Annotated in this window: 29 protein-coding genes and 1 pseudogene; 19 read left to right on the forward strand and 11 right to left on the reverse strand. The window is 71.6% G+C overall.

Going from position 1 to position 25,861, the window contains the following annotated elements; all coding sequences use genetic code 11:
- Positions 1-1,819, forward strand: a 1,819-nt coding sequence (locus ACZ3I4_RS41520) for a fibronectin type III domain-containing protein (protein WP_465387631.1), incomplete at its 5' end; no start/stop codon positions are given.
- A gap of 30 nt (positions 1,820-1,849) precedes the next feature.
- Here ACZ3I4_RS41520 and ACZ3I4_RS41525 read toward each other — a convergent pair.
- Positions 1,850-3,049, reverse strand: a complete 1,200-nt coding sequence (locus tag ACZ3I4_RS41525) for an MFS transporter (protein WP_465387632.1) — start codon at positions 3,047-3,049, stop codon at positions 1,850-1,852.
- Between the two features lie 73 nt (positions 3,050-3,122).
- Between ACZ3I4_RS41525 and ACZ3I4_RS41530 the strand changes: the two genes are divergently transcribed.
- The gene (locus tag ACZ3I4_RS41530) at positions 3,123-4,007 is read left to right on the forward strand and encodes a LysR family transcriptional regulator (RefSeq protein ID WP_465387705.1); all 885 of its coding nucleotides are present in this window, start codon (positions 3,123-3,125) and stop codon (positions 4,005-4,007) included.
- Between the two features lie 102 nt (positions 4,008-4,109).
- Complete coding sequence (locus tag ACZ3I4_RS41535; RefSeq protein WP_465387633.1) at positions 4,110-5,105, forward strand: SDR family oxidoreductase; 996 nt, start codon at positions 4,110-4,112, stop codon at positions 5,103-5,105.
- Positions 5,106-5,109: 4 nt separating this feature from the next.
- Here ACZ3I4_RS41535 and ACZ3I4_RS41540 read toward each other — a convergent pair whose 3' ends face one another.
- Complete coding sequence (locus ACZ3I4_RS41540; protein ID WP_465387634.1) at positions 5,110-6,039, reverse strand: aldo/keto reductase; 930 nt, start codon at positions 6,037-6,039, stop codon at positions 5,110-5,112.
- A 301-nt stretch (positions 6,040-6,340) separates the two neighbouring features.
- Here ACZ3I4_RS41540 and ACZ3I4_RS41545 point away from each other — a divergent pair, with 301 nt between their 5' ends.
- Positions 6,341-7,024 (forward strand): response regulator transcription factor, encoded by a 684-nt coding sequence (locus tag ACZ3I4_RS41545; protein ID WP_465387635.1) that lies wholly within the window; start codon positions 6,341-6,343, stop codon positions 7,022-7,024.
- Positions 7,021-8,358: an ATP-binding protein gene (locus tag ACZ3I4_RS41550; protein ID WP_465387636.1), complete on the forward strand. Its 1,338-nt coding sequence runs from the start codon at positions 7,021-7,023 to the stop codon at positions 8,356-8,358. Before ACZ3I4_RS41545 ends, ACZ3I4_RS41550 begins: the two co-directional genes overlap by 4 nt.
- On the opposite strand, the gene ACZ3I4_RS41555 is transcribed toward ACZ3I4_RS41550, so the two are convergent.
- Entirely contained in the window at positions 8,305-8,664 is a 360-nt protein-coding gene (locus tag ACZ3I4_RS41555) for an STAS domain-containing protein (RefSeq protein ID WP_465387637.1), read from the reverse strand. The genes ACZ3I4_RS41550 and ACZ3I4_RS41555 overlap by 54 nt on opposite strands.
- Positions 8,661-8,951: a GlsB/YeaQ/YmgE family stress response membrane protein gene (locus ACZ3I4_RS41560; RefSeq protein WP_465387638.1), complete on the reverse strand. Its 291-nt coding sequence runs from the start codon at positions 8,949-8,951 to the stop codon at positions 8,661-8,663. Before ACZ3I4_RS41560 ends, ACZ3I4_RS41555 begins: the two co-directional genes overlap by 4 nt.
- Positions 8,952-9,088: 137 nt before the next feature.
- Here ACZ3I4_RS41560 and ACZ3I4_RS41565 point away from each other — a divergent pair, with 137 nt between their 5' ends.
- Entirely contained in the window at positions 9,089-9,643 is a 555-nt protein-coding gene (locus tag ACZ3I4_RS41565; protein ID WP_465387639.1) for a GerMN domain-containing protein, read from the forward strand.
- A gap of 9 nt (positions 9,644-9,652) precedes the next feature.
- Here ACZ3I4_RS41565 and ACZ3I4_RS41570 read toward each other — a convergent pair whose 3' ends face one another.
- The gene (locus tag ACZ3I4_RS41570) at positions 9,653-10,000 is read right to left on the reverse strand and encodes a hypothetical protein (RefSeq protein WP_465387640.1); all 348 of its coding nucleotides are present in this window, start codon (positions 9,998-10,000) and stop codon (positions 9,653-9,655) included.
- Between the two features lie 107 nt (positions 10,001-10,107).
- Here ACZ3I4_RS41570 and ACZ3I4_RS41575 point away from each other — a divergent pair, with 107 nt between their 5' ends.
- The 5 genes and pseudogenes from ACZ3I4_RS41575 to ACZ3I4_RS41595 all read left to right on the forward strand — a co-directional run bounded on the left by ACZ3I4_RS41575 (position 10,108) and on the right by ACZ3I4_RS41595 (position 15,754).
- Complete coding sequence (locus ACZ3I4_RS41575) at positions 10,108-11,760, forward strand: aminotransferase class V-fold PLP-dependent enzyme (protein WP_465387641.1); 1,653 nt, start codon at positions 10,108-10,110, stop codon at positions 11,758-11,760.
- 78 nt (positions 11,761-11,838) lie between these two features.
- Complete coding sequence (locus ACZ3I4_RS41580) at positions 11,839-12,738, forward strand: dioxygenase family protein (RefSeq protein ID WP_465387642.1); 900 nt, start codon at positions 11,839-11,841, stop codon at positions 12,736-12,738.
- Positions 12,739-12,768: 30 nt separating this feature from the next.
- Positions 12,769-13,257 (forward strand): annotated as a pseudogene (locus ACZ3I4_RS41585) (nucleoside/nucleotide kinase family protein); the annotation flags it as partial.
- Positions 13,258-13,325: 68 nt separating this feature from the next.
- Entirely contained in the window at positions 13,326-14,543 is a 1,218-nt protein-coding gene (locus ACZ3I4_RS41590) for a DUF1800 domain-containing protein (RefSeq protein ID WP_465387643.1), read from the forward strand.
- Positions 14,544-14,554: 11 nt separating this feature from the next.
- The gene (locus ACZ3I4_RS41595) at positions 14,555-15,754 is read left to right on the forward strand and encodes a DUF1501 domain-containing protein (RefSeq protein ID WP_465387644.1); all 1,200 of its coding nucleotides are present in this window, start codon (positions 14,555-14,557) and stop codon (positions 15,752-15,754) included.
- A 7-nt stretch (positions 15,755-15,761) separates the two neighbouring features.
- On the opposite strand, the gene ACZ3I4_RS41600 is transcribed toward ACZ3I4_RS41595, so the two are convergent.
- The 3 genes from ACZ3I4_RS41600 to ACZ3I4_RS41610 form a co-directional block, all read right to left on the reverse strand.
- A complete protein-coding gene (locus tag ACZ3I4_RS41600) occupies positions 15,762-16,325 on the reverse strand; it encodes a hemerythrin domain-containing protein (RefSeq protein ID WP_465387645.1) in 564 nt (187 codons plus the stop codon).
- Positions 16,326-16,392: 67 nt separating this feature from the next.
- Positions 16,393-17,085 (reverse strand): type 1 glutamine amidotransferase, encoded by a 693-nt coding sequence (locus ACZ3I4_RS41605; protein WP_465387646.1) that lies wholly within the window; start codon positions 17,083-17,085, stop codon positions 16,393-16,395.
- Positions 17,086-17,123: 38 nt separating this feature from the next.
- Positions 17,124-18,503 carry a glutamine synthetase family protein gene (locus tag ACZ3I4_RS41610; RefSeq protein WP_465387647.1) on the reverse strand — a complete coding sequence of 460 codons (1,380 nt, stop codon included), beginning with the start codon at positions 18,501-18,503 and terminating at the stop codon, positions 17,124-17,126.
- Here ACZ3I4_RS41610 and ACZ3I4_RS41615 point away from each other — a divergent pair.
- Together ACZ3I4_RS41615 and ACZ3I4_RS41620 are read left to right on the forward strand one after the other, a co-directional pair.
- Entirely contained in the window at positions 18,502-19,008 is a 507-nt protein-coding gene (locus ACZ3I4_RS41615; protein ID WP_465387648.1) for a MarR family winged helix-turn-helix transcriptional regulator, read from the forward strand. The two genes, ACZ3I4_RS41610 and ACZ3I4_RS41615, sit on opposite strands and share 2 nt — an antisense overlap.
- Positions 19,009-19,091: 83 nt before the next feature.
- Positions 19,092-19,337 (forward strand): hypothetical protein, encoded by a 246-nt coding sequence (locus tag ACZ3I4_RS41620; protein WP_465387649.1) that lies wholly within the window; start codon positions 19,092-19,094, stop codon positions 19,335-19,337.
- On the opposite strand, the gene ACZ3I4_RS41625 is transcribed toward ACZ3I4_RS41620, so the two are convergent.
- Positions 19,287-20,042: a class I SAM-dependent methyltransferase gene (locus tag ACZ3I4_RS41625; protein WP_465387650.1), complete on the reverse strand. Its 756-nt coding sequence runs from the start codon at positions 20,040-20,042 to the stop codon at positions 19,287-19,289. The genes ACZ3I4_RS41620 and ACZ3I4_RS41625 overlap by 51 nt on opposite strands.
- 24 nt (positions 20,043-20,066) lie before the next feature.
- Here ACZ3I4_RS41625 and ACZ3I4_RS41630 point away from each other — a divergent pair, with 24 nt between their 5' ends.
- The 6 genes from ACZ3I4_RS41630 (at position 20,067) to ACZ3I4_RS41655 (ending at position 24,998) form a co-directional block, all read left to right on the forward strand.
- Entirely contained in the window at positions 20,067-20,420 is a 354-nt protein-coding gene (locus tag ACZ3I4_RS41630) for a hypothetical protein (protein ID WP_465387651.1), read from the forward strand.
- 45 nt (positions 20,421-20,465) lie between these two features.
- Entirely contained in the window at positions 20,466-20,852 is a 387-nt protein-coding gene (locus ACZ3I4_RS41635; protein ID WP_465387652.1) for an ankyrin repeat domain-containing protein, read from the forward strand.
- A gap of 466 nt (positions 20,853-21,318) precedes the next feature.
- On the forward strand, positions 21,319-22,956 hold the full coding sequence (locus tag ACZ3I4_RS41640) for a flavin-containing monooxygenase (RefSeq protein ID WP_465387653.1): 1,638 nt from the start codon (positions 21,319-21,321) through the stop codon (positions 22,954-22,956).
- A gap of 15 nt (positions 22,957-22,971) precedes the next feature.
- A complete protein-coding gene (locus tag ACZ3I4_RS41645) occupies positions 22,972-23,922 on the forward strand; it encodes an alpha/beta hydrolase (protein WP_465387654.1) in 951 nt (316 codons plus the stop codon).
- Between the two features lie 75 nt (positions 23,923-23,997).
- The gene (locus tag ACZ3I4_RS41650) at positions 23,998-24,672 is read left to right on the forward strand and encodes a hypothetical protein (RefSeq protein WP_465387655.1); all 675 of its coding nucleotides are present in this window, start codon (positions 23,998-24,000) and stop codon (positions 24,670-24,672) included.
- The gene (locus tag ACZ3I4_RS41655) at positions 24,669-24,998 is read left to right on the forward strand and encodes a transcriptional regulator (RefSeq protein ID WP_465387656.1); all 330 of its coding nucleotides are present in this window, start codon (positions 24,669-24,671) and stop codon (positions 24,996-24,998) included. Before ACZ3I4_RS41650 ends, ACZ3I4_RS41655 begins: the two co-directional genes overlap by 4 nt.
- 13 nt (positions 24,999-25,011) lie before the next feature.
- Here the strand turns inward: ACZ3I4_RS41655 and ACZ3I4_RS41660 are convergent, their stop codons facing one another.
- Together ACZ3I4_RS41660 and ACZ3I4_RS41665 are read right to left on the reverse strand one after the other, a co-directional pair.
- The gene (locus ACZ3I4_RS41660; protein WP_465387657.1) at positions 25,012-25,488 is read right to left on the reverse strand and encodes a macro domain-containing protein; all 477 of its coding nucleotides are present in this window, start codon (positions 25,486-25,488) and stop codon (positions 25,012-25,014) included.
- Between the two features lie 40 nt (positions 25,489-25,528).
- Positions 25,529-25,861, reverse strand: a complete 333-nt coding sequence (locus ACZ3I4_RS41665) for a winged helix-turn-helix transcriptional regulator (protein WP_465387658.1) — start codon at positions 25,859-25,861, stop codon at positions 25,529-25,531.

Below are 25,861 nucleotides of genomic sequence, written 5' to 3' on the forward strand. Positions count from 1 at the left end.
CGAGGAGCCGAGCCAGGAGCCGAGCGAGGAGCCCAGCCAGGAGCCGAGCGAGGAGCCCAGCCAGGAGCCGAGCGAGGAGCCCAGCGCGCCGGTCGACGGCGAGGGTGAGGCGGCCGAGGACGACAGTGGGCAGGAGGAACTGGACGAGCTGGACGGGATGGATCACGTGGTGATCCGCGACCTGACCCTGTCGTTCAACCATGTCCGCCTGCGGGCCCGCAATCAGCAGGGCCCCGGCGTGCCGACCACCGCCAGGGTCTACCCCGGCCAGATCGTCGAGCCTGGCGTTCCCATGGATGTGGGGATCGAGTCGGCCGACAAGCAGCTCACGGTCACCTTCCTTCCGAGCCCGCAGCCGGCCGACGGCTTCGAGGTGCAACTGGCGGACGAGGGCCCTTGGATGCCGCTGACCCTGGACGGCGCCAAGCGCGGCGGACGGCTGGGCGGAGTCGTCGGCAACCTGGTCAACGGCACCGCCTATGCGGTACGGGTCCGCGGCTTCAACAAGATCGGACCCGGCGAGGCGACCGAGCCGGCGACCGGCATTCCCGCGCGCCCGCCGTCCGCGCCGAGCCAGCTGGAAGCCACGGCCGACGCCACCTCGGCCGTGCTGAGCTTCCGGCCGTCGGCCGACGACGGCGACGACCCGGACCATCTGACGTACGAGATCAGCTTCGACGGCGGCGAGGATTGGACGCCGCTGACCACCACACTGGGCAACGACGGCGTCCTGGTCGCGACGGTGTCCGACCTGACGGTCGAGGACAGCTTCGGGCTCCTGCTGCGGGCCCGCAACGGCGGCGGCGCGAGCGACTACCTCTCCGTCACCGTCACCGTCACGCCGGCAACCGCCGCACCGACCAGCCGGCCCACCGAGACGCCGACGACGCCGGCCACGACCGCCCCGACTTCTGCGCCGACCACGACGCCGCCGACCACGACACCGCCGACCACCGAGCCGACCACACCGGCCCCGACGGCCGCGCCGCCGACGACGGACCCGACCACCGCGCCGCCCACGACAGCCCCACCGACTACGCCCGCGCCGACCACGCCCGCGCCGAGCTCCGCGCCCACCTCGGCCGCACCCACAAGCGCGCCGACCAGCGCCGCCCCGATCGTTCCGAACGCGCCCACCGGTGTCACCGCCACGGCCGGCCTGAACTCGATCACCGTGTCGTGGACCCCGTCCGCCGACAACGGCGCCGTGATCACCGGCTACCGCGCGACGGCCACACCCGGCGGCGCCAGCTGCACGACCACGGGCACGAGCTGCGTAGTCGGCGGCGAAACGCGCAGCGCCTACACCTTCCGGGTGGTGGCCCTCTCGGCCGCCGGCGAATCCCGGAACTCGATGTCGTCGAACCCCGTGACCCCGAACGAGCTGACCGTGCCCACCGCCCCACCCGTCACCGACCTGCCGCTCGAGATGCCCGACGGCCCAGTCACCTCGGCGGCGCCGGGCGGACGGCTGAAGATGGCCGGCAAGGGCTACGCGCCGTTCTCCGTGATCACCTTGGCGGTGTACTCGGAGCCCACGATCCTCGGCACGGTCACGGCCGACGCCGACGGGGCCTTCGAGACGGAGATCGACGTGCCGGACAACCTGAGCCTCGGCACCCACTCGTTCGTCGCCGCCGGCGTCGACAAGAACGGCAAGTTCCGGGCCCTGCGCCTCGACCTGACCGTCGCCGAGCCCGCCGACACCGGCGCGACCCTGCCGGTCACCGGATCGGCCGTGCTCTGGCTGGCCGCCGCCGGCTTCGCGAGCGTGGTGACCGGCATGGCCGCGCGGAGGCTCGCCAGGCCGCCGGCCTGACGCGCCGGCGCCAAGGGGATCACGGCCGTCTCAACGAACGGCGGAGGCGGGGGACAGGATCGGGACGCGGCGCAGGTGGAGGGACAGGAGGCCGCTGACGGTGACGAACAAGGAGGCCAGCAGAACGACGCCCGGCCAGGCGCCCAAGGACCAGGCGGTGCCGGCCAGGCTGCCGAACAGCGACGAACCCGCGTAATAGGCGAACAGGTAGAACGACGCGGCCTGGGCCGGGGCCACGTCGCCCGCGTGGGCCCGGACCGGGACCCAGCCGCTGGCCACGCCGTGGACGCAGAAGAAGCCGGCGGTCATCACGGCCAGGCCGGCGACCACGACGAGCAGCGCGCCGGAGAGGGTGAGCAGCAGGCCCAGGGCGGTGAGCGCGCAGCCGAACGGCATGACCGCGCGGCGGCCGTAGCGGTCGGCCAGCCGTCCGGAGAGCGTCGAGCTGAGGGAGCCGACCGGGTAGACCAGGAAGACGGCCGCGGCGGCGCCCACGCCCAGGCCGAAGTCGGAGGTCAGGCGGAAGCCCATGGCGTTGTAGACGGCCACGAACGCACCCATCGCGCAGGCGCCGATCGCGTACAGGCTGAGCAGCGCGGGGTCGGTGAGGGCGCGCCGGGTGACGAGGGCGGACGGGCGCGGCACGAAGTTGCGGGAGCGGGGGAGCAGCACGGCGGCCAGCGCGGCGCACAGCAGACCGAGCACGGCCACCGCGGCCAGAGCGACCCTCCACCCGTACGCCTCGGAGAGCGCCCCGGTGAGGAGGCGCCCGGCCATGCCGCCGAGCGCGGTGCCGCCGATGTAGAGACCGGCGGCCCGGGCCTGGACCGTCGAGTCGAGTTCCTCGCGCAGGTAGGCGGTGGCGACCGCCGGCAGGCCGGCCAGCGCGACGCCCTGCAGCAGCCGCAACCCGAGCAGCGCGGGCCAGCCGGGTGCGACCGCGCAGGCCAGGCCGACCAGCGCGGACAGGGTCAGGGACAGGTGGATGAGACGCGTACGCCCGGCCTTCTCCGACAGCGGGCCGGTGATCAGCAGCGTTGCGCCGAGGCCGATCGTGGCCATGGACAGCGACCACGAGCTCTGCGCCGGGGTCACGTCGAAGGCGGCAGCCAGCTCGGGCAACAGCGCCTGCGTGCTGTAGAGCGCGGCGAACGTGGCCACGCCGGCCGCGAACAAGGCCAGGCAGACGCGGCGGTATCCCGGCTCCCCGGCCCGATATCCGGTTTCCATGCCCCCACTGTTCGCCGCGCATCTCCATGCGTCCAATGCATAGACATTATCGATGTGATGCGCTGACCGTATGATGAGCGTCGTGCAGATCGAGGATCTCCGGGCCGTCATCGCGCTGGGTGACCACGAACACGTCACCGAGGCGGCCGCGGCGCTCGGCACGACCCAGCCCACGCTGTCGCGGCTGCTTTCGCGGGTCGAGGCCGAGCTCGGTGTCCGGCTGTTCGAGCGGGACGCCCGGGGAGTGCATCCCAACCCGTACGGGGAAATGGCCTTGACCGCCGCCCGTGAGCTGGTCGACCGGCACGATCGTCTGCGCCGGGACCTGGCCGGGCTGCTCGACCCCGAATCCGGCACCGTCCGGCTGGCCTTTCTCGATTCGATGGCGACGTCGCTGGTGCCCAGGATCCTGCGCGCGGTCCGCCGGGACGCCCCGCACCTGCGCATCGAGCTGCGCCAGGAGCCGGCCCACGAGATCATGCGCGACGTCGACTCGGGCGCGGCCGAGCTTGCCCTGGTCTCCCCGCGGCCCGACGGCCCGTACGGATGGCTGCCCCTGCAACGGCAAGGTCTGTCGCTGATCGTGCCGCCCGGTCACCGCCTGGCCGCCCGCCGCCGGGCCCGGCTCGCCGAGGTGGCGGGCGAGGACCTGGTCACGGTTCCGTCCGGGTTCGGGTTCCGGCGGCTGGTCGACGACCTGTTCGCCGCGGCCGGGGTGAGTGTGCGCGTCGCGCTGGAGATCGGCGATCTGGCCACGGTCGAGGGGCTGGTCGGGGCCGGTCTGGGCGTGGCCGTGGTGCCCGACCAGTTCGTCGGCGCCACCGGCACGCACGGGCTGCCGCTGTCCGCGCCCGGCGCCGAGCGTGTCGTCGGCCTGGCCTGGCGTTCCGACCGCCGACCGGCCCCGGCCGCCGAACGTTTCCGCGTGCTGGTCGAGCAGTCCGGCCCGTACGACTGAAGCGTGCTGGTCGAGCAGTCCGGCCCGTACGACTGAAGCGTGCTGGTCGAGCAGTCCGGCCCGTACGACTGAAGCCGGCTTTTCGGGGGTAAGGCAGGCGTTGTGACAGAGCGTCGAATTGCCGTGGTGACCGGGGGAACCGCCGGTGTGGGCCGAGCCGTCGTGCGTGAGCTGGCGGCCAACGGGTGGGATGTGGCCGTCCTGGCCCGGGGCCGCGCCGGTCTGGACGCGGCCACCGATGAGGTCGCGGCGGCCGGGGGCCGGGGCCTGGGGATCGAGACCGACGTCGCCGAGCCGAAGCAGGTGAGCCGGGCCGCCGAACGCGTCGAGCAGGAGCTGGGCCCGATCGCGCTGTGGGTCAACAACGCGTTCGCCGGTGACCTGCGGTATTTCTGGGACATCCCGGAGGACGAATACCAGCGGATCACCGAGGTCACCTACCTGGGACAGGTGAACGGCACCCGCGCCGCCCTCGAGCACATGCGTCCGCGCGACCGCGGTGTGATCGTGCAGGTCGGCAGCGCGCTCGCCTTCCGCGGCATCCCGCTGCAGGCGGCCTATTGCGGTGCCAAGCATGCGGCCAAGGGGTTCACCGAGAGTGTGATCGCCGAGCTGAAGCACACCGGGAGTTCCGTACGGGTGTGCATGGTGCAGTTGCCGGGTGTGAACACCGTGCAGTTCGACTGGAACGCCACCGACTACGACGAGCACCCGCAGCCGGTGCCGCCGATCTTCCAGCCCGAGATCGCCGCCCGGGCGGTGCGGTTCCTGGCCGATCATCCGCGCCGCAACATGTGGGTGGGGTTCTCGACGGCCAAGACGATCCTCGGCAACCGGATCGCGCCCTCGTTCCTCGACTGGTATCTGGCCCGCAAGGTGGTGGACGGGCAGCTCTCCGATCAGGACGGGCCGCGTTACGGCAGCAACGTCTTCGAGCCGCAGGACGACCGGGCCGATCGCGGGTCGCACGGCATGTTCGACGACCAGGCCAAGACGCGCGACGCCTGGTCGTGGGCGTCGATGCATCGGTGGGCGTTGACCGGGGTAGCGCTGGGCGCGGTGGCCGGTGCGGCCGTGGTGGGCCGGCTCCGGAAGTGAAGCGTCAGGACCAGGCCAGGCCGGCCCGAGTCGTCCAGTAACGGTCGGGGGTCTCGGCCAGAGCGCTCAGGCGGTCGAGATGCTCCGGCACAAGATGCAACTGGGCGGCTTGCAGGTTCGAGGCCAGCTGGGCCCGGGTGGCCGCGCCGGAGAGGACGATCGTCGCCCACGGCTGGTGCAGGGCCGCGGCCAGCGCCAGGGCGTCGGGTGTGGTGGACAATTCGCCGGTCAGGGCCAGCGGGTGGGTGGCCAGGCGGCCGTTGGCCATGGCCTCCTTGACGATGACGGCGCACCCCGCGTCGCGGGCCTCGGCCAGCGCGGGACCGGCGCTGGTCTCCAGCAGGTTCCAGGTCGACTGCACGCTGCGGAACAGGCGGGCGCCGTCCACCTCGATCTCCAGGGCGGCGCGGATGGCGTCGGCCTGGCGGGGGCCGCTCGTGGAGAAGCCGACGGGCACGCCCAGGCCGGCCAGGCGCCAGTGCAGTTCCGTGTCGGTCAGGGCCGGGCTGCCGGGGGTCACCGAGTGGATCTGATAGAGGCCGAGGCGGTCACCGAGCAGGGCGCGGGTTTCGAGGATCTGCCGGTCGAACGTGGCCACGCTGTGGTCCTTCACCTCGTGCACGCCGGCGGTCACCGTCCAGCCGGCCGTGTAGGTGTAGCCCCACTTGCTGCCGGTGATCGCGCCGTCGTGACCGGGAAGCCAGGAGGCCAGGAACTCCTCGGCCCGGCCGTACGAGCGGGCCACGTCGAAGTAGCGCACCCCGGCCGTCCACGCCGCGGTGAGCAGGGTGTGCGCCCGCTCCCGCAGGGCCCCGACGCTGCGCTCGGCCGGCAGATCGGCGCCGCGCCCGAGGTTGATGTAGCCGGGGCGGCCCACGGCGGCCAGGCCGAGCCCGATGCGTGCGGTTCCGGTCAGGCCGTCGAAGAGCTCCATGGGCCCATCCAAACAGGTCACGCCGGCGGGGCCGGAGAGGCCTTCGATGGCGGCCGAGGGCCTCTCCGGCGTTCCGCCGTGGGGCGGCGGCGCGTCCACGGGCAGGAATCTGAGGGAGCCGCGCCCCGCCCACCGAACCGGCGGGCCGGGCGCGGACCCTGTGGGGGAGGGTTCGTTCCCGCCAGCCATGCTGCTGGGGCCCGATGGCGAACGGCCTCCGGGCATGTGACGGTTGCGTGACGAAACCCCGGTTTCCCACCACAGCCGTGTCGTACCGGGTCCGGCGCGGCATCATGCGGATATGAGTGCCGTGCTGTTGATCGAGGATGACGACCGGATCCGGCTGTCGCTGGCCATGGCCCTGGAGGACGAGGGCTATGTCACCCACGCCGTGGCCACGGCCGAGGAGGGCCTCGAGATGCAGCGCAGACATCCGGCCGACGCGGTCCTGGTCGACCTGATGCTGCCGGGCATGGACGGGTTCGAATGCATCCGGCAGCTGCGCCGCACCGACGACGTGCCGGTGATCGTGGTCAGCGCCCGCGACGACACCCACGACATCGTGGCCGGGCTCGAGGCGGGCGCCGACGACTACGTGGTCAAGCCGGTCGCCGTCAAGGAACTGGCGGCCCGGCTGCGGGCGCTGCGCCGGCGGGGGCGGGCCGCGCAGGCCGCCACCCCGTCGATGACCGTGCTGGCCTTCGGCGACCTCGAGATCCGGCCCGAGGCGGGCGAGGTGCGCCTGCACGGCGAGCCCGTGGCGGTCACCCGCACCGAGTTCCGGCTGCTGTGCGAGCTGGCCGAGCACCCGGGCCAGGTGCTTTCGCGCCAGCAACTGCTCAGCCGCGTCTGGGAGTACGAGATCGGCGACGAGCGGCTGGTCGACGTGCACGTGGGCCGGCTCCGGCACAAGATCGAGGACGACACCGGGCGGCCCCGGCACCTGGTGACCGTGCGCGGTCTGGGCTACAAGCTTCAGCCGTGAGACGGGCCGGGCTGCGGACCCGGGTCAGCGCGGCGTTCGCGATCGGCGCGCTCGCGCTGTCGGCCGGGGTGACGTTCGTGTCGTACGAGCTGATCAGCAACACGCTGTTCCGGGAGCGGGAACGTGCGGCGGTGCGGTCCACCTACTTCGACGCGGCCGTGATCAACGCGGGTCTGACCGGCGGCGACCCCGAGGTGGGGGAGCTGCTGCAGTCGCTGGACAGCGGCGCCGACCGTTACGTGCTGCTCTACTGGGAGGGCGACTGGTATTCGCGCAGCGCCGACGAGTCGGCCGGCTCGGCCGTGCCGGGGCGGCTGCAGGAGCTGGCCGCAACCGGTCAGGCCGGCGCCCAGCGCATCCGCCGCGACTCCGAGGCCGCCCTGGTCGTGGCCGTCCCGGTGCAGAGCGGGGGCGTCTTCTACGAGATCGTCTCGCTGGCCGAGCTGGAACGCACGCTCCAACTGCTGGCGCTGGTGCTGACCGCCGTGGCGATCATGGTGTCGGCCGGGGGAGCGGCGGTGGGCTGGTATGTCACCCGGCACGCCCTGCGCCCGCTGGCGGCCGTGGCCGAGGCGGCCAGCGGCATCGCCGACGGTGACCTCGACACCCGCCTCGACCCGGACGCCGAGCCCGAGCTGGGGCGGCTGACGGCCTCGTTCAACCACATGGCCGACGAGCTGTCCCGGCGGCTGCAGCGCGACCGGCGGTTCGCCGCGGACGTGAGCCACGAGCTCCGCTCACCCCTGCAGACGCTGGCCGCCGCGGTCAGCGTGCTCAACCGGCGGCGCGACAGCCTCGACGAGCGTTCGGCGGCGGCGGTCGGGCTGATCGCCGACGAGGTCGCCCGGTTCCAGGCGCTCGTCGACGACCTGCTCGAACTGGCCCGCAGCGACCAGCCGGTGCACCGCGAACCCGCCGACATCGGGCTGCTGGCCGGACGGGTGCTGCGCGACCGGGGACTGCCGCCCGGCCTGATCGAGGTGGTGCCGGGCACGCCGGTGGACTGGCTGGTCGACCGCCGCCGGGTCGAGCAGGCGCTGGGCAACCTGCTCGACAACGCCGTGCGGTACGGGGGCGGGCCGGTGGCCGTACGGATCGGGCCGGATTTCCTGGAAGTCGACGACGCCGGTCCGGGGGTGCCGGCCGAGGCCCGCCCGACGATCTTCGACCGCTTCGTGCGGGGACCGGCCGCCGGCTCGCGCGGGGGCGGCGACGGCACCGGCCTGGGCCTGGCGATCGTGGCCGAGCACGCGGCCGCCCACGACGGCCGGATCGTGCTGCTAGACCGGCCCGGCGGGGGCGCTCGTTTCCGGCTCGAGCTGCCGCACGAGTAGGGCCGCGTCGAGGTCGGGATAGAGGGTGAAGACCTGGTGCAGCTTCATCGTGTGCAGCACCGTCACGACGTAGCGCGACGGCGCGGCCAGGCTCAGCGTCCCGCCGCGGGCCTTGGCGTCGTTGTAGGCCCGCACGAGCAGGCTCAGACCGGCCGAGTCGATCGTCGGGGACGCGTGCATGTCGACGATCACGTGACGATGCTCGCGGACCGCCTCGGCCAGCGCCTCGCGCATCAGGTCGCCAGCGTCGGCGTCGAGATCGTGGGACGGGGTGACGACCGCGACGTCGTGGCGGACGGCAATCATCGCAGGCCTCCCTTGTGGGCCGGGGGACGGTGGGGGGAACGGCGGTCGGCGGTGGCGACCACCGCCGCGACCGCGGCCGCGGCGAAGAGCACCTGCAGGACCAGTTCGGTCAGGCTGAAACCGGTGGGCAGGTCGGCCGCTATCCGGGCGATCGTGGTGGCGAACACGGCGGCGCCGACCCCGGCCGCCGGCGGCAACCAGAACGGGACGCCGCGCCGGGCGAGGTGCCCGGCGACGCCCAGGGCGACGCCGACGGCGACGGCGGTGACCAGGCTGGTGACCGTCATACTTCGATGTCCTCACACGGGTGGCTCGACCGGAACACCCTCCACGGTGCTCCCGGGAGTTGGCGGAACCTGCCCGGCGATATGACAGTTCCATGACGTACGCCGGGTGGCGCGGCGACGCGAGGCATCATTCGGAGATGCGCAGGGTCTGGACGATCATGACGACGGCCGTGCTCGTCCTGGCCGGCTGCGGTGTCGGCGCCCAGGACGAGCCGCACCCGGTCAGTCTGCCCCGGCACGCGCTGACCAGCCCCGGCCCCGGGACGGCCGAGCCGGTCGGCGACGTGGCCCAGGTGATCTGCCTGGTCCGCGACACCAAGCTGGTGCAGCAGGTGCGCCGCACGAGGTCCTATCCCACGCCCCAGGCGCAGCTGAACAGCCTGGTCACCGGGCCCAACGACGCGGAGCGCAAGGCGGGGCTGACCACCGCGCTGTCCGGGCTCACCCTGACCGCGCGGGGCATCTCGGGCTCGGAGGCCACGGTGGAGTTCCCGGACGTCGAGGGCAGCAACGTCCGCGACAAGATCTTGGCGTACGCGCAGGTCGTGTGCACTTTGACCGCGCGCCCGGATGTGGCCGAGGTGCGGTTCACCCGGGACGGACAGCGTCTCGAGGTGCCCCGGTCGGACGGCACGCTGACCAGCGCTCCGCTGCGCAGCGGCGACTACGCCGACATGCTGCAACCGGGATGACCGCGCGGGTCAGCGGGAGCCGGCCAGCGCGGGGTGCCGCTTCTCCCACTCCTCGCGCACCTTGGCCGGCAGGTGCAGATGCCGCCAGATCCGGCGCAGGACCCCGGGGTTGAGCAGGTCGTTGATCTCGCAGCAGTCGGCGGCCCGGCAGAGCACCCTCTGATAGGCCTGGCGCTGCTGGGCCGGATCCTCCAGATTCAGCAGGCGCCGGCTGCGGTGCCCGGGGGCCATGTGGCGGGGCAGTTCGAGCACGCCGATGCTGTGGCCGTGCAGGTCGTCGAGGCGGTCGGGGACGCTGGGGGCCCGGTCTTGGCGGCCGCGCTGCTGGCGGCCGTCCCGGGTGGCGACGTACGGCATGGCACCCAGGCTAGGCTCGCCGGGGCGCCCCGGTCGCCGGGTCGGCCGGACAGGTTACCCAGGTGCCAAAAGGCCTCCTGAGGTGCCACGAGTGCTGCGAGGGAAACATGGACACACCGATGCTGCGGCGGCTGCGCGAGGGCTCGATCGGCACGGGCGCGGTGCTCGACGGGCCGTACGGGCCGCGCCGGGTGACGTACGCCGACCAGACCGCGTCGGGCCAGGCGCTCGACTTCATCGAGGACCACATCCGCCGTACGGTCCTGACCGGCTACGCGAACACGCACACCGAGGCGTCGTCGACCGGGGCGCAGACCGGCGCGCTGCGCGAACAGGCCCGCGAGGTCATCCATCGGGCGGTCGGCGGCGGCCCCGGCGACGTGGTGCTGTTCTGCGGCTCCGGGTCGACGATGGCGGTCAACAAGCTGGTCGCGCTGCTCGGCCTGCGCATCCCGGAGAACCTCGACGAGCGGTACGCGTTCACCGAGCGCATCCCGCCCGGCGCGCGCCCGGTCGTCTTCGTCGGCCCGTACGAGCACCACTCCAATGTGCTGCCCTGGCGCGAATCCATCGCCGACGTGGTCGAGATCGGCAGTGACGAGCGCGGCCACCCCGACCTCGAAGACCTGCGAAGGGCCCTGGAGGCGTACGGGCAAAGGCCGTTGCTGATCGGCAGCTTCAGCGCCGCCTCCAACGTGACCGGCCTGCTCACCGACGTCGAAGCGATCTCGAAGCTGCTCCACGAGCACGGCGCCCTGTCCGTCTGGGATTACGCGGCGGGCGGTCCCTACCTGCCGATCAGCATGGCCGGCAAGGATGCGATCTTCCTGTCGCCGCACAAGTTCCCCGGCGGCCCGCAGACCCCCGGCGTGCTCGTCGTCGGCAAGCATCTGCTGGTCAACAGCGTGCCCACGGCGCCCGGCGGCGGCACGGTCGCGTTCGTCGACCCCGACGGCCACCGCTATCTCGACGACCCGATCGCCCGCGAGGAGGGCGGCACCCCGGCCATCGTCGAGTCGATCCGGGCCGGTCTGGTCTTCCAGGTCAAGCAGACCGTCGGGGCCGAGGTGATCGCCGCCCAGGAGCACCGGCTGTGGCGGCGGGCGCGCGACCGCTGGGCCGCCGAGCCCCGCATCGAGATCCTCGGCGACCTCGAGTCCGACCGGCTGCCGATCGTGTCGTTCCAGATCCGCGTGGGCGAGCACTACCTGCACCACAACTACGTGGTCGCGCTGCTCAACGACCTGTTCGGCATCCAGGCGCGCGGCGGGTGCTCCTGCGCCGGCCCGTACGGGCATCGCCTGCTCGGCATCGGCCCCGAGCTCTCCCGCCGGTTCGAGAACGAGATCGAGGCGGGCTGGGAGGGCATCAAGCCGGGCTGGTCGCGCCTGAACTTCGCCTACTTCCTGTCCGACGCGGTCGCCGACTACCTGATCGAGGCGGTCGCGCTGATCGCCTCGCACGGCGCGCGCCTGCTCCCCGACTACCGTTTCGGTCCCCGTACGGGTCAATGGCGTCACCTCGAAGCCTCGGGGAGCCGGCCGCACCTGTCCGACCTGCGGCTCCACCCGGACGGCACGGTGACCATGCCCGAGTGCCCGGCGCCGGTCGGCGAGGACGCCCTGCCCGGTTATCTGGCCGAGGCCCGTGAGCTGATGGAGAGCCGCCCCGACCCGGTCGACGGGGGAGCGCGGCTGCCCGCCAACTTCGAGAAGCTGCGCTGGTTCCTGCTGCCGTCCGAGTGCCTTCCCGTTGCGTGAGCGACTTTTAGTTGACGAAACAAGTTTCTGGCGTAACCTGGGAGGTGGTTTACGCTTCAACTATTGCCGGGAGCTCCCATGACCAGCACGACCTCGGACGCCGACGCCCGCATTCCTGCTTCGCACCCGTTCGCGGCGCACGTGCGCCGGGCCGCGGCCGCCGAGGTGGCCGATCCGCACCGTGAGTGGACGCCGTCGGACGGGGCGATGCCCAGCCTGTACGTCAGCCACGGCGGCGGCCCGATGCCGTTCGAGAGCCCCGAGTGGCTCAACCCGCTGCGCCGCTGGGCCCGCTCGCTGCCCAAGCCGAAGGCGATCCTGGTGGTCAGCGCCCACTGGGAGTCGGCCCCGCTGTCGGTCAGCGCGGCCCGCCCGTCCGAGCTGGTCTACGACTTCGGCGGCTTCAACCCGATCTACTACGACTTCCGCTACGACACCCCCGACGCCGGCTCGCTGGCCGAGCAGGTCACGGCCATGATGCCCGACCGCGAGCAGGTGCACGGCCACCACAGCCGCGGCCTCGACCACGGCGCCTGGGTGCCCCTGAAGATCATGTACCCGCTGGCCGACGTCCCCGTGCTCCAGCTCAGCCTGCCCACCGAGGACCCCGACGAGCTGCTCGCCCTCGGCGCCCGCCTGCGGCCGCTGCGCGAGCAGGGCGTCCTGGTCATGGGCTCCGGCCACATGACACACGGCCTGCCGTTCCTGACCCGCGAGATGTTCACCGGCAACGTGGTCCCCGGCTGGTCGGCCGACTTCGACGCCTGGGCCGCCGACGCCCTGGACCGCGGCGACGTGGCCGAACTGGCCCGCTTCCGCAGCGCCGCCCCCGGCATGCCGTTCTCGCACCCGACGGTCGAGCACTTCACCCCGCTGTTCGTCACGCTGGGCGCGGCCACCGACCCCACCGCCCCGGTCATCACCAAGCTCGAGGGCTACTCGGTCGGCCTGTCCCGCCGCTCCTTCCAGGCCGCTTGATCGGCCCGGATAGGGTCGGCTCGACGTAGCGAATTCCTCTACCCCCGGGCGCGGCGCTATCCGCGCGGCGAGTACTCGGCCGAGGGCTGCTACTACGACACCCACGACTACGACTCGCTGAACCGGGTTCTGCTCGATCCGCTCGGTCCGGGCGGGGACCGCCGCTTCCAGCCCGCGGTCTACGACCACACCGCCGACACAGTGCTGTCGCCGCCGGTCCGGACGGCCCCCGCCGACGCAGTGCTGCTCTTCGACGGGGTCTTCCTCATGCGCCCGGAACTGGCCGGCCGGTGGGAACTGAGCGTCCTCGTCTCGATCGAGCTCGGGAAGACCGTGGACCGGGCGGTGATCCGGGAGCGCGGCGCGGCGTCCCGGGCTGCCGTCGAACGGCGCTGGCGCGAGCGTTACATCCCGGCTCAAGAGCTCTACTTCGCTACGGCGCGTCCGGCCGAGCACGCCGACTTCGTCGTCCACAACGACGAGCCCCACCAGCCGGTGTGGGAGTCCCGGACACGCTGACCCGCTTCTTGCGGGGTCATGACGGTGGTCTTACCGGCCGCTTACAAAGGCGGCCTAGCGTCGCCGGCATGACGGAACGCGCTCGGGTGTCGCACCTTCTTCGCCGGCTCGCCTTCGGGCCTACGACCGACGAGGTGGATGCGGCGGTCAGGGGCGGCTTCGACGCGACGCTCGTACGCCTCCTCGAGCCGGTCGCCGTGCCAACACCTCCGGATCTGGGTGCCGACCCGGTGTCCCGGCTCGGCCCGGACGCCTCCCGCGACCAGCGCCTCGACGCCCGCCGCGGGCAGCGGGAACAGAACGTGGCCGTCGCCCGGTGGTGGCTGGCCCGGATGGCGGCGGGCGGGGCGGCCGAGAAGCTCACGTTCTTCTGGCACGGGCATTGGGCGACCAGCGCGCAGAAGGTCCGCTCGGCCCATCTCATGCTCGTCCAGCAGCAGACGTTCCGGCGCTACGGGGCGGGAGACACCGCGCCGCTGGTCCGGGCCATGGTGCGCGACCCTGCCCTGATCCTCTGGCTCGACGGGCAGAAGAACACGCGCAAGGCGCCGAACGAGAATCTGGCCCGCGAGGTCATGGAGTTGTTCACGCTCGGACCGGGGGCGTACACCGAAGACGATGTGAAGGCCGGCGCGCGCGTGCTGACCGGGTGGCGAGTCGACCGCGCGACCGGCGCCGCGCGCCTCGTGCCGGCCAGACACGACCCGGGCCGGGTGACGCTGCTCGGCCGCACCGGCGTTCTCGACCTGGACGCGTACGCGGATCTGCTCGTCGGCCATGACGCCCACGTGCCGTTCATCGCCCGCCGCTTGTGGGCCCGCTACGCCGGACCCTCGGCGATGCCCGGGACGGTGGTGGCGGCCGGTCGGAACACCACGGCCCTGTTGCGGGCGGTGTGCCGTGCTCCCGAGTTCGCCGCCTCGGCCGGGACGCTGGTCAAGCAGCCCGTCGAGTGGCTCGTCGGCGCGGCCCGGCAGCTCGGAGTGCCGGTTCCGGAGGCCGTCCTCAAGGCCCTCGGGCAGGTGCCGCTGCGGCCGCCGTCGGTGGGCGGATGGCCGGCCGGTGCGGCCTGGCTGACCACGTCGTCGACGCTGACCCGCCTGCGCGCCGGGCAGAAGCTGGCCGCTCAAACCAAGGCGGACCCGCCGCGCGATGCCGAGGCGCTGGCCGCCCTGCTGGTCGTGGACGGCTGGAGCGACCGTACGTACGCCGTGCTGAAGGACACCGCGGATCCGCGCCGGCGGCTCGCCCTCGGCCTGGCCAGTCCCGAATACGCCGTTCACTGAGGAGGAGAGCCATGGACACCATCACCCGGCGCCGGTTCCTGATCGCCAGCGGGGTGGTCGCGGGCGCGGCCGCCTCCACGCTCGGGCTGCGCCAGATCCTGGACACGGCCGGGGACCGCGATCCGGCCGCGAAGACGCTGGTGCTGGTCACCCTCTACGGTGGCAACGACGGGCTCAACACCGTTGTCCCGTACGGGGATCCGGCCCTCGCCGCCGCCCGTCCCGACTTCGCGTACGGGGAAGACGAACTGCTCGATCTGGGCCAGGGGGAGGCGCTCAATCCCGGGCTGCCCGGCCTGCACCGGTTGTTCGGCCAGGGCAGGCTGGCGATCGTGCGCGGCGTCGGCTACCCGAAGCCCAACCGTAGCCACTTCCAGTCCATGGACATCTGGCAGACCGCCCAGCCCGGCCGCCCCGGCACCACGGGGTGGCTCGGCCGCTGGCTCGACGTGTCCGGCGGCGACCCGCGCCTGGCCATCTCGTTCGAGCCCGTGCTGCCACCCCTGCTCGCGGGGGCTCAAAGCGCCGGGGCGACGGTTCCCGGCGGCGAGCTCGAGCTGCCCGGCGGCGTGACCCCCGCGCTGCTGAACCGGCTGGGCACGCCGGCCGCGGGGGAGCCGGCCGCTCAGGCCCGGGCCGCCGCCTGCTTCACGGATCTGGCCCGCGTACGCGACCTGGTCTCGTCGCCGCTGCCCGCGAACGAGGATGACGGCGACGCCCCCGCGACCGCGACCGGTGGCGCCGCGCCGCCTCTGGACCAGCAGTTGTCGCTGGTGGCCCGCTGCATCGAAGCCGGCGTGGCCACCCGCGTCTACTCGGTGTCGCTGGGCGGCTTCGACCTGCACGCCGACGGTAAGGACGCCCAGAAGTCCCTGCTCATGAAGCTGGACAAGGCCCTGTCCGCCTTCGCCGCCCGGGTGGCCGGCCACGGTGTGGTCACGGCCGTCTATTCCGAGTTCGGCCGCCGGGTCAAGGCGAACGCCTCGGACGGCACCGATCACGGCACCGCCTCCGACGTCTTCCTGCTGGGCGACGGCGTGACCGGCGGCCTGCACGGCGAGCGACCGAGCCTGACCGATCTGGACGACGGCGACCTGAAGTTCACCACCGACTTCCGCGACGTCTACGCGACCCTGCTCGCCGGCGTCCTCGCCACCGACCCCGAGCGGGTGCTCGACGGCTGGGCGACCCGGCTGGACAACCTGGCCTGACGGCCGGTTACTTGGTGGCCCGGCCGGTCAGCTTGTCGCGGAGGCGGTCGACCAGGCCGACGCCGGGGCCGACCAGCTTGTGGAAGACCTCGTTGTTGGGGGCGCTCGGGTGCGGGCGCGTGGGGGCCAGCTTCTTGGCCGTCTCGACCTTGCCGGCCAGCTCGACCAGTTCCTCGCGCGGGATGTGCCGGCGCAGCTCGGGGAACTGGTCGGACTCCTCGTCCTGCACGTGGTCGACCAGGATGGCCTCCAGCTTGCGCAGGGCTTCCTCGAACTCGGGGCTCGACACGTCGACGTCCTCGAGGCGCTTCATCATCTCCTCCAGTTCCTTGTGCTCCTCGATGTCGTGCTCCACCGACTTCTCGCCCTCGGGCAGGTGCTTCTTCATGGCGGGGTAGACGTACATCTCCTCGGCGACCGCGTGCCGGACCAGCTCGCTGATCGCGGTGTCGGTCAGGTCGCGCCGGATCATCGGGTCGGTGATCGTCCAGATCTCGCCGATCAGGGCGGTCACGTCGCGGTGGTCGGCGGTCAGGATGTCGACGACGTCCCTGTCGGTGGCGCTGGTCATTACTGGCTCCTCACAATGCTTCGACGCTGACGGGCGGCCGGGTACCCGTGCCCGGCGGACTTATGCGTCAGCCCGAGACGTGCTCCAGAAACGCGTCGACCAGGGTGTGCGCCCGCTTGGCGGCCACCTCGCTCTCCTCGCGGGTGCGGGCCAGCAGCTCGCCGGGGTCGAAGCCGTGGGCGCGGGCCTCGGCGGCGGCGCCCTGGGCCAGCCAGCCCGCGAGCATGGCCGGGGTCAGCTCGGGGTGGAACTGGACGGCCAGGTTGCGCCGGAGCCGGAAGGCCTGGGACGCGGCCGGCGTGCGGGCCAGCTCGACGGCGCCGGGCGGCAGGGTCCAGCGGTCGTAGTGCCACTCGAACCACGGGCCGGCCGGGACGAACGAGTCGCTGGTCAGCGTCGTCCAGCCGATCTCCGGCCGCGGCGAGCGGGCGACCGTGCCGCCGTGGGCCGTGGCCAGCAGCTGACCGCCGAAGCAGATGCCCAGCACGGGCACGCCGGCCTCGTCGGCGCGGCGCAGCTCGGCCAGCTCGGGGGTGACCCAGCTGCCGACCAGGGAGTCGTACGTGGACCAGGGCGCGCCCATCGCGACGACGGCGTCGAACGCGGCGAACGACGGGAACCGGCTGATCACGCCGGGGGAGCCGAACCGGGACTCGGGGACGACCGGGTGGTGGACGATGTCGTACCCGTGCTGGGCGAAGCGGGCCGCCACCGGGCCGAGCGGCGAGACGTGGTCGTGCTGGACGACAAGCAACTTCACGGCGACGACTCTAGACCCCATCGTTCGGGTCCAAATAGTTAAAGGTGAGAGGAATATTCGCGGAACTCCCAGTCGGTCACCCACCGGGAGAAGCGCTCCAGCTCGTTGCGCTTGTAGGCCAGGAACGCGGCGACGAAGCGCGGCCCCAGCAGGTCGGTCAGTTCGGCGTCGCGCTCCAGGGCGGACAGCGCCGTGCCGAGATCACCGGGCAGGCGGCCCGCCTTGGTGGCGTTGTACCCATAGCCCTCCAGCGGGGCCGGCGGCTCCAGCTTGTCGCGCAGACCCAGATAGGCGGCGGCCAGCACGGCGGCGATCCCCAGGTACGGGTTGGCCGACGCGTCCCCGAGCCGCACCTCCAGACGGGCCGCGCGGCCGCGCTCGGGCGGGATCCGGATCATGGCGCTGCGGTTGTCCAGACCCCAGTCGATCAGCCACGGCGCCAGCGTGTCCGGTCCGAAGCGCTTGTACGAGTTGACCGTCGGATTGAGCAGCGCGGCCAGGGCCGGAGCGTGGGCCAGGATCCCGGCCACGGCCGAGCGCGCGACCGTCGACAGCCCGTCCTCGGCGGCCGGGTCGTCGAAGACCGCCTCCGACGACGCGGACCGGCACGAGAAGTGCACGTGGAAGCCGGAGCCGCCCTCGTCGTTGAACGGCTTCGCCATGAAGGTGGCCCGCTTGTCGGAAATCCGGGCCAGCTCCTGCACGGCCGTCTTGAACCGGAACGCCCGGTCGGCGGCATCCAGCGCGTCCGAATGCCACAGGTTGATCTCGAACTGGCCGGAGGCGAACTCGTGATTGGCCGCGACCACCTCCAGCCCGTACGCGTCGAGCTTGCGCAACCAGCTGATCAGCGTGTTGTCCGGATCGCCCTTGTAACCCGCGGTGTAGACGTTGCCCGGGCCCTCGCCGTACCGCTTCCAGCCGTGCGGCGCCTCCGCGGCCGGCTCGAGCACATAGAACTCGAGTTCCGGCCCGACCAGCGGCGTCATCCCGAGCGTCGCGAACCGTTCGATCACCCGCCGCAGCACGGTGCGCGGGCTCTCCCCGGCCGGTTCGCCGCCGGGATCGAAGACGTCGGCGATCACGTGCGCGACGCCGGGCTCCCACGGGACCTCCCGCATCGTGCTCAGGTCGGGGACCGCGATCACGTCGGGCAGACCGGCGGAAAGGCCGCCCTCGATGTCGACGACATCGCCCATCGGGGAGGTGCCGTAGACCGAGCGGCAGAACGCCACGCCGTCGCGGGCCGTGCGGGCGAACCGGCGTACGAGAAGGTCGCGTCCCCGCTCGGCGCCGATGAGATCGCTGTAGCCGAGCCGCACCACGTCGATCTGACGCGCCTGCAGCCGGGCCTGCGCCTCTTCCATGGCCTTCGCATCGACGACGAGCATGACCCCGGAACGTACCATCGTCGCCATGAAGGACCACCCGAACCTTGTCGAGACCGAGCGAGCCATGCGCCAGTACGTCGAGTCGCTCGGCCTCGACTTCGAGGCGGCGATGGCCGTGTCGAGCATCTACCGCGCCGCCAACGCCGTCCGCTCGTACGCCTCCAACGAAGTGCTGCGCCCCTACGATCTGACGTGGACCGGCTTCGTCGTGATGTGGGTGGTCTGGATCTTCGATGGCATGGAGACCCGCCACGCGGCCGAGGCGGCGGCGATCTCGAAGGCCACCCTGACCGGCGTGGTCAAGACCCTCGAAGGCAAGGGCTGGATCCGCAAGCAGGGCCGCGAGGACGACCGCCGCCTCGTCGAGATCCACCTGACCCCCGCGGGCAAGCAGCTCATGGAGGAGATCTATCCCCGGTTCAACGCGCTCGAGGCCAAGGTGGTCGCCGGGCTGCCGCGCCAGGGCCAGAACGAGATGACCGAGAACCTGCGCGAGATCGTCAAGACGATCGAGCAGATCGAGCGCGGCTGACCGGACCTATGCCCCCGGGCATAGGTGGTTCTCCACCGGTTGCCAGATGTGCGGGGCCCCGGCCCGCGGCCAGACTTCGGGGCATGCACAACACGTGGATCCGCCCCGTCGTCATCGGCCTGGCCTGCCTCCCGCTGGCCTCGGTCAGCATCCTGCACACGATGGGCCGCTCGGGCGACTTCGGCCTGCTCGGCGAGTGGTACGTGATGGTCCCGCTGACCCTGCTCGGAGTCCTGGCCTGGTTGCTGGTCGAGAAGACCGTCGAGTCCCAGGTGCCGTCATCCGAGCCGGCGCAGGACGAGGACGTCCCGGACCGCACGGACGTCTGACGCCTCGACGTCCTCGGTCATCGACCCGTAGCGGGCGGCGAGCTCCCACCGGTCGCCGGCGCGCTCGCACAGCTGATCGGCCGTCCAGTGCCGGGAGGGAACCACCTCGTCGCTTTCCACCTCGTCGCTCTCCACAGTCGAGCCGACGGTGAAGCGGACGCGGGTCTGCTCGATCCCGGTCACGGGGTCGTAGGGGTCGCCGGGCATACCCCACTGGGTGCGGACCACGATGCCGCCCGACTCGGCCGTCCAGTCCGGCCGGCCCTGGCCGACGCTGAGATCGACCACGAGCAGGCCGCCCGCGGTGAGATGCCGGCCGGTGTGCTCGAGAAAGGCCGCCATGGCCTCGTCGGTGAGCAGCAGGGCGGCCGAGTCCAGCATCAGCAGCGCGAGATCGAACCGGCGGCCGAGATCGAAGGCGGTCATGTCGGCCCGGACGACCTCGACGTCGAGACCGTCGGCCCGGGCCCTTTCCGCGCCCCGCGCGCACATGGCCGCCGACAGATCCAGCGCCGTCGCGCCCATTCCGCGCCTCGCGAACTCGAGGGCGTGATCGCCGGGCCCGGCGGCCAGCTCCAGCACGCCGCGGGGAAGCCCGCCGTGGTGGCGTGTGAACCACTTCAGCAGCAGGTCGGCCTCGGCCGGGATGTCGCGATAGCCGAACGCGATCTGATAGATATCGGCGGATTCAAAGATCCCGGCCATGGCCACTCCTGACATGCTTCCCCGGTGGACTACGCGTTCGAGGTGCTCCGCCGGGAGTTCGGCTCCGAGCCGGGCTCCTTCCTGCTGCGCCTGTACGCCGACCGGGTCTGGGACCGCGAAGCGTTCAGCCGCCTGGAACAGGCTATGCGTACGGCCTGCGAGGAGTGCGCGGACCGGGAGTCGCTGGACCGCTGGCTGGTCGAGGGCTTCCACTACGTCTCGACCTGGGTGCCCGACCATACCGCCCACGCCGATTTCCCGAGGCCGGAGCCCGCAAGCTACTACGAGGCCTGCCTGAACCGGCTGACCGACCTGGCCGACTGGTTCTTCCACGGCTGGCACACCTACCAGGAGCCGCACTACTGGGAGTTCCTGTGATCACGGCGGGTGTTTCCCGGGCGGAGTTGCGGGTAGATCTGCGCCGTGGCTGACCTGGATGACGACACCATCGCGTACGCGCACCGCATGTTCGACCTGGCGCGGTCCGGGGTCACCGCCGAGCTCGTCGAGAACGTCGCGGCGGGGCTGCCGGCCAACCTCACCAACGACAAGGGTGACACGCTGCTGATTCTCGCGGCCTACCACAATCACCCGGACACGGTGGCCGGGCTGCTGGAGCACGGCGCCGACCCGAACCGGGTCAACGACCGGGGGCAGTCCGCCCTGTCGGCCGCGGTGTTCCGCCAGAACGCGGCTACCGTCAAGACGCTGCTCGCGGCCGGCGCCGACCCGGACGGCGGCACGCCTTCCGCGCGGGCCACGGCCGAGTATTTCAAGCTGCCCGAGATGTCCGCGCTGCTGAGCGAGTAGTCCCGGCGGACTGCCGTCCCGGCCGTGTCGTCCCGGCTGGCCTGTCGTCTCGGCCAGCCCCCGTTCCGGCCTTGCTGCCGTCCTCGGCCGGCTCCGTTCCGGCCTTCCGTCCGTCCCCGGCCGGTCGTGCGCTACGGCCTTTCGTTGCACTCCGCTCGCAGCGGCAGCCGCCGAAGGCGGAGTTCGGCCCCATTGCTGTTGAGGGCGGCGACGAGGCGTACGTCTTCGTGATCGGCTTTTGCCCTGGTCAACCGATCTTTCGCCGCGAGCAAGAAACACCGGCGAAACATTGACGGGATGCAGAATGCATTCTATGTTGTGGGCTACGTCACCCAGTAGTTACCGGGCGTGACGGAATGTGCTGTACCCCTCGGTCGTCACCGCAGCATCGGACCACCGCACCGGCGTGCGGCGATGGAACGTGTCCGGAGCGGATGACCGGCCCCGAATCGCCAGGAGTCTGCCCATGTCCCAGCCGACCCAGGAGACCGCTACCGAGACCCGCAACGTTCCGCCGAGTGTGGACGCCGTCATCGTCGGCGCCGGCTTCTCCGGCATGTATCTGCTGCACAAGCTGCGCCAGCAAGGCCGCACGGCCGTCGTGTTCGAGGCCGGCACCGGTGTCGGCGGCACCTGGTACTGGAATCGGTATCCGGGCGCCCGCGTCGATGTCGAAAGCCTCGCCTACTCGTATTCCTTCTCCGAAGACCTGGAGCAGGAATACCCGTGGCAGGAGCGCTACCCCACGCAGCCCGAGATCCTCAAGTACGCCAACCACGTCGCCGACCGCTTCGACCTGCGCAAGGACATCGTTTTCCGGACGCGGGTGTCCGGCGCGACCTGGTCCGAGGACGACAAGGCCTGGCTGGTGCGGACCGAGCACGAGGACACGGTCCAGGCCCGGTTCCTGATCATGGCGACCGGCTGCCTGTCGTCGCCCAAGCTGCCCGAGATCCCGGGCATCGAGACGTTCAAGGGCACCTCGTACCAGACCTCGCGCTGGCCCCACGAGCAGGTCGACTTCACCGGCCAGCGGGTCGGCATCATCGGTACGGGGTCCTCCGGCGTCCAGTCGATCCCGGTGATCGCCGAGACGGCCGCCGACCTGACCGTCTTCCAGCGCACCCCCTCGTATTCGCTGCCGGCCCGCAACCGGCGCCTGCGCGACGACGAGATCGCCGAGATGCGCGCGAACTACCGGGCGTACCGCAAGGCCCAGCGGGAATCGGGGGCCGGCGTGCCCGTCGTGGTGCCGACCAAGTCGGCGCTCGAGGTGTCGGCCGAGGAACGCAACGCGGCCTTCGAGCAGGCCTGGGAGAGCGGCAGCCTGGTCAACCTGCTGTCCACGTTCACCGACTTCGCCACGAACCAGGCCGCCAACGACACCGCCAAGGCCTGGATCCACGACAAGATCCGCGACATCGTCAAGGACCCGCAGGTCGCCGAGGACCTGTGCCCGGACTACCCCGTCGGCACCAAGCGGCCCTGCCTCGACACGAACTACTTCGAGACGTACAACCTGCCGCACGTGCACCTGGTCAACCTGCGCCGCACCCCGCTGGTCGAGGTCACCGAGAAGGGCATCCGGACGTCCGAGAAGGAGTACGAGTTCGACGTCATCGTCTACGCGACCGGCTTCGACGCGATGACCGGCGCGCTGACCAACGTCGACATCCGCGGCCGGGACGGGCTCTCTCTCAAGGAGACGTGGAGCGCCGGGCCCCGCACCTATCTCGGCATCGGCTCGGCCGGCTTCCCCAACCTGTTCATGATCACCGGCCCGGGCAGCCCGTCGGTGCTGTCCAACATGATCGTGTCGATCGAGCAGCACGTCGACTGGGTGGCCGATGCCATCGAGCACCTCGATCGGCAGGGACTGCGCACGATCGAGGCGACCGCCACGGCCCAGGAGGCGTGGGTCGACCACGTCAACGAGCTGGCCGGCTACACGCTCTATCCGCGCGCAAACTCCTGGTACATGGGCGCCAACGTGCCCGGCAAGACCCGCGTCTTCATGCCCTACTGCGGCGGCGTGGGCGAATACCGCAAGAAGTGCGACGACGTGGCCGCCAAGGGCTACGAGGGTTTTTCGCTGGCTTCCTGACTCGAGGAGATTCGCATGTCCCGTCGTGAACTGATCGACCCCGAAGTCGCCGTCCCGCTCGACCAGCTGCTCGAGGCCCTGCCCGGCGGCTTCAACTCGGTGCCCGACATCGTGCAGCGCCGCGCCACCGTGCAGGCGATGCTGGCCGGCATCGAGATCCCCGAGAACCCCAACGTCGTCAAGGAGGACCGGACGGTTCCCGGTCCCGAGGGCGAGCCGGACATCACCGTACGGATCTACAAGCCGGTCAACGCCACCGGCACGCTGCCCGGCATCTTCTACATCCACGGCGGCGGCATGGTCCTGGGCAGCATCGACGGCGAGGACCCGAACGCCACCTACATCTGCGACGAGGTCGGCGCGGTCGTCGTCTCGGTCGAGTACCGCCTGTCGCCCGAGCACCCGCACCCGGCGCCGGTCGAGGACTGCTACGCCGGGCTGGTCTGGATGGCCAAGAACGCGGCCGAACTCGGTTTCGACCCCGACCGGCTGGCCATCTATGGCGCCTCGGCCGGCGGCGGCCTGACCATCGCGACCGCGCTGCTGGCCCGCGACCGCGGCGGCCCGCAGCTGAAGTTCATGATGCCGATCTACCCGATGATCGACGACACCAACACCACCACGTCCAGCCACGAGATCGTCGACATCGGCATCTGGGACCGGTCCGGCAATATCGAGGCCTGGGCCTGGTATCTGGGCGGCAAACCGGCCGACCAGTACGCGGCTCCGGCCCGCGCCGAGGACCTGTCCGGGCTGCCTCCGGCGTTCATCGACGTCGGCACGGTCGACCTGTTCCGCGACGAGGACATCGCCTTCGCCCAGCGCCTGATGGCCGCGGGCGTGCCGACCGAGCTGCACATCCACCCCGGCAGCTACCACGCGGCCGAGACGTTCGCGGCCGAGGCGGCCCTGTCCCGGCGCATCTGGGCCCTGCGCCTGGACGCCCTGCGTCGCGCGCTCGCCTAGCTGGCCGGCCCCCGGGACCAGCGAAGTTCCCGGGGGCCACTAGCGCAAATAGGTTTGCTGTGGAAACCTATTGCCATGACCACCGACTCGATGCCCGCGGCCGACGATCCGCGGCGGCTTCTCTCCGAGACCCGTGCGCTGGCCCATCGCGTACGCCTCGATCAGCGTCTGACGTGGGCGGCGCTGCTGGTGCTGGGCGCGGCGACCCTCGCGGCGATCCCGTTCGACTACTTCCTGCTGGTCGAACGCTGCACGGACAGCGGCTGCGCGTTCTGGCGGCGCGGCACGATGTTCTACTGGCCGCCGGCGCTCCTGGTGGCGTACGGGGCAATCGCCTTTGCCTATATGCGAGCCGCCCGCGCGCGCGGACTGGGCGCGAGGGTGCTGCCCTATGTGATCACCGGCGGGGTGCTGACGCTGCTGTCGCTGACCGCGTGGCTGCTGGCCTACACCTACTGGTGGGAGAACCCGCCCAGCGACCCGTTCCCGGCGTGGTTCATGGTGATCGACCGCCTGATCGCGCCCGCCGGCACCCTCGGCATAGCGCTGCTGGTGCTGAGCCGGCTCGAACGCAACGTCGCGCTGCTGGCCTTCACCGCCGCCTACCTGCTGGTGGTCCTGGTGCCGATCACCTTCGGCTGGCAGATGAACACGTCGACGGCAGCGTCGTTCGTCCCGCAACAGGTCATCAACGGCCTGGTCCTCCTGCTCGGCGCGGCCGGCTTCGCCCTGGCCCGGCGGCGGCCGTGACCGACGAACAGGTCGACCACCCGGTCAACGGCCTCGACGAGGTCGTGCACCAGCGGGTCCGCCTGGGCATCCTGACCATCGCGCACGAGGCCAAGCGGGTCGAGTTCGGCTACCTGCGCGGCCAGCTCGAACTGACCGCCGGCAACCTCTCCAAACACCTCAGCGTGCTGGAGGCGGCCGGCCTGGTCGACATCGAAAAGGGCTACGAGGGCAAACGTGGCCGCACCTGGATCACGCTGACCCCGGCCGGAAGCCGGGCGCTGGCCGAGGAGATCGACCGCCTGAAGCAGCTCATCACCCGCGTGGAGTCCACCGGAAACCGATGAGCCGCCGATCGGCTCAGTCGTGGTCGTAGACGGTGGTGCTGATGTCGCGGGCGCACAGGGTGGCCTGGATGAGTGGCTCGATGCGGGACCAGCGGCCGCCGGCCAGGCCGCAACCGATTCGGGGCATGTGGACGGTTGCGGCCAGGTGGGTGGCGTGGTCGGCCAGGGTGGTCAGGCAGCGCTCGACCGCCTCGTAGCGGATCGGCGGGCCGTTGCTGCCCGTGCGGGTGCCGCGCTGGGCGACCATATTCGCGACCCAGATGTCGGGGCGCACCTGCACGAGCTGGGTGGCGCCGAGCCCGAAGTCGTTGGTTGCGCGCTCGCGATGCCACTGGCGGTAGGCCTTCCCGGGCTCGGGCCAGCGGCGCGAGACGGCCAGCACGAAGCCCTTGCCCCAGCCGCCGAGATCGTTGCAGACGTGCGCGATCAGCTTCGGGCCCTTGTGCTGCGGACTGGTCGCGTCGCCCTTGATGATCCGCAGCGGTGTCACGGGGGTGATCGTGTCATCGCGCCGATCGGCGGTCGAGCGGTTAACCGCCCACCTCGGTGCCCGTGCGGGCGGCCCGAGCCAGGCCCCAGTCGTACATGGCCTGCAGGATCGGGATCAGGGTGCGGCCCTCGTCGGTCAGGTCGTAGTCGACGTGGGGTGGGACGGTGCCCCGGTCGCGGCGGGTGATGAGGCCGTCGGCCTCCAGTTCGCGCAGGCGCTGGGTCAGCATCTTCTCGCTGATGCCGGGGGTGAGGCGGCGCAATTCGCCATAGCGGTGCACGCCCTCCTTGAGGCGGGACAGCAGGACCGGGCGCCACCGTCCACCGACGACGTCGACGGTCAGTTCGACCGGGCAGCTGTATCGCTTGGGCAC

The sequence above is a fragment of the Actinoplanes sp. NPDC021490 genome, assembly GCF_055562135.1.

Excerpts from the sequence above, each read along its gene's own strand:
- ACZ3I4_RS41565 (WP_465387639.1), top strand. The coding sequence starts at position 9,089 with ATGCGCAGGGTCTGGACGATCATGACGACGGCCGTGCTCGTCCTGGCC.
- ACZ3I4_RS41560 (WP_465387638.1), bottom strand. The coding sequence starts at position 8,951 with ATGACGGTCACCAGCCTGGTCACCGCCGTCGCCGTCGGCGTCGCCCTG.
- ACZ3I4_RS41525 (WP_465387632.1), bottom strand. The coding sequence starts at position 3,049 with ATGGAAACCGGATATCGGGCCGGGGAGCCGGGATACCGCCGCGTCTGC.
- ACZ3I4_RS41610 (WP_465387647.1), bottom strand. The coding sequence starts at position 18,503 with ATGGCGACGATGGTACGTTCCGGGGTCATGCTCGTCGTCGATGCGAAG.
- ACZ3I4_RS41590 (WP_465387643.1), top strand. The coding sequence starts at position 13,326 with ATGACGGAACGCGCTCGGGTGTCGCACCTTCTTCGCCGGCTCGCCTTC.
- ACZ3I4_RS41545 (WP_465387635.1), top strand. The coding sequence starts at position 6,341 with ATGAGTGCCGTGCTGTTGATCGAGGATGACGACCGGATCCGGCTGTCG.
- ACZ3I4_RS41530 (WP_465387705.1), top strand. The coding sequence starts at position 3,123 with ATGAGCGTCGTGCAGATCGAGGATCTCCGGGCCGTCATCGCGCTGGGT.
- ACZ3I4_RS41540 (WP_465387634.1), bottom strand. The coding sequence starts at position 6,039 with ATGGAGCTCTTCGACGGCCTGACCGGAACCGCACGCATCGGGCTCGGC.
- ACZ3I4_RS41615 (WP_465387648.1), top strand. The coding sequence starts at position 18,502 with ATGAAGGACCACCCGAACCTTGTCGAGACCGAGCGAGCCATGCGCCAG.
- ACZ3I4_RS41600 (WP_465387645.1), bottom strand. The coding sequence starts at position 16,325 with ATGACCAGCGCCACCGACAGGGACGTCGTCGACATCCTGACCGCCGAC.
- ACZ3I4_RS41595 (WP_465387644.1), top strand. The coding sequence starts at position 14,555 with ATGGACACCATCACCCGGCGCCGGTTCCTGATCGCCAGCGGGGTGGTC.
- ACZ3I4_RS41645 (WP_465387654.1), top strand. The coding sequence starts at position 22,972 with ATGTCCCGTCGTGAACTGATCGACCCCGAAGTCGCCGTCCCGCTCGAC.
- ACZ3I4_RS41650 (WP_465387655.1), top strand. The coding sequence starts at position 23,998 with ATGACCACCGACTCGATGCCCGCGGCCGACGATCCGCGGCGGCTTCTC.
- ACZ3I4_RS41625 (WP_465387650.1), bottom strand. The coding sequence starts at position 20,042 with ATGGCCGGGATCTTTGAATCCGCCGATATCTATCAGATCGCGTTCGGC.
- ACZ3I4_RS41555 (WP_465387637.1), bottom strand. The coding sequence starts at position 8,664 with ATGATTGCCGTCCGCCACGACGTCGCGGTCGTCACCCCGTCCCACGAT.
- ACZ3I4_RS41620 (WP_465387649.1), top strand. The coding sequence starts at position 19,092 with ATGCACAACACGTGGATCCGCCCCGTCGTCATCGGCCTGGCCTGCCTC.
- ACZ3I4_RS41640 (WP_465387653.1), top strand. The coding sequence starts at position 21,319 with ATGTCCCAGCCGACCCAGGAGACCGCTACCGAGACCCGCAACGTTCCG.
- ACZ3I4_RS41575 (WP_465387641.1), top strand. The coding sequence starts at position 10,108 with ATGGACACACCGATGCTGCGGCGGCTGCGCGAGGGCTCGATCGGCACG.
- ACZ3I4_RS41580 (WP_465387642.1), top strand. The coding sequence starts at position 11,839 with ATGACCAGCACGACCTCGGACGCCGACGCCCGCATTCCTGCTTCGCAC.
- ACZ3I4_RS41570 (WP_465387640.1), bottom strand. The coding sequence starts at position 10,000 with ATGCCGTACGTCGCCACCCGGGACGGCCGCCAGCAGCGCGGCCGCCAA.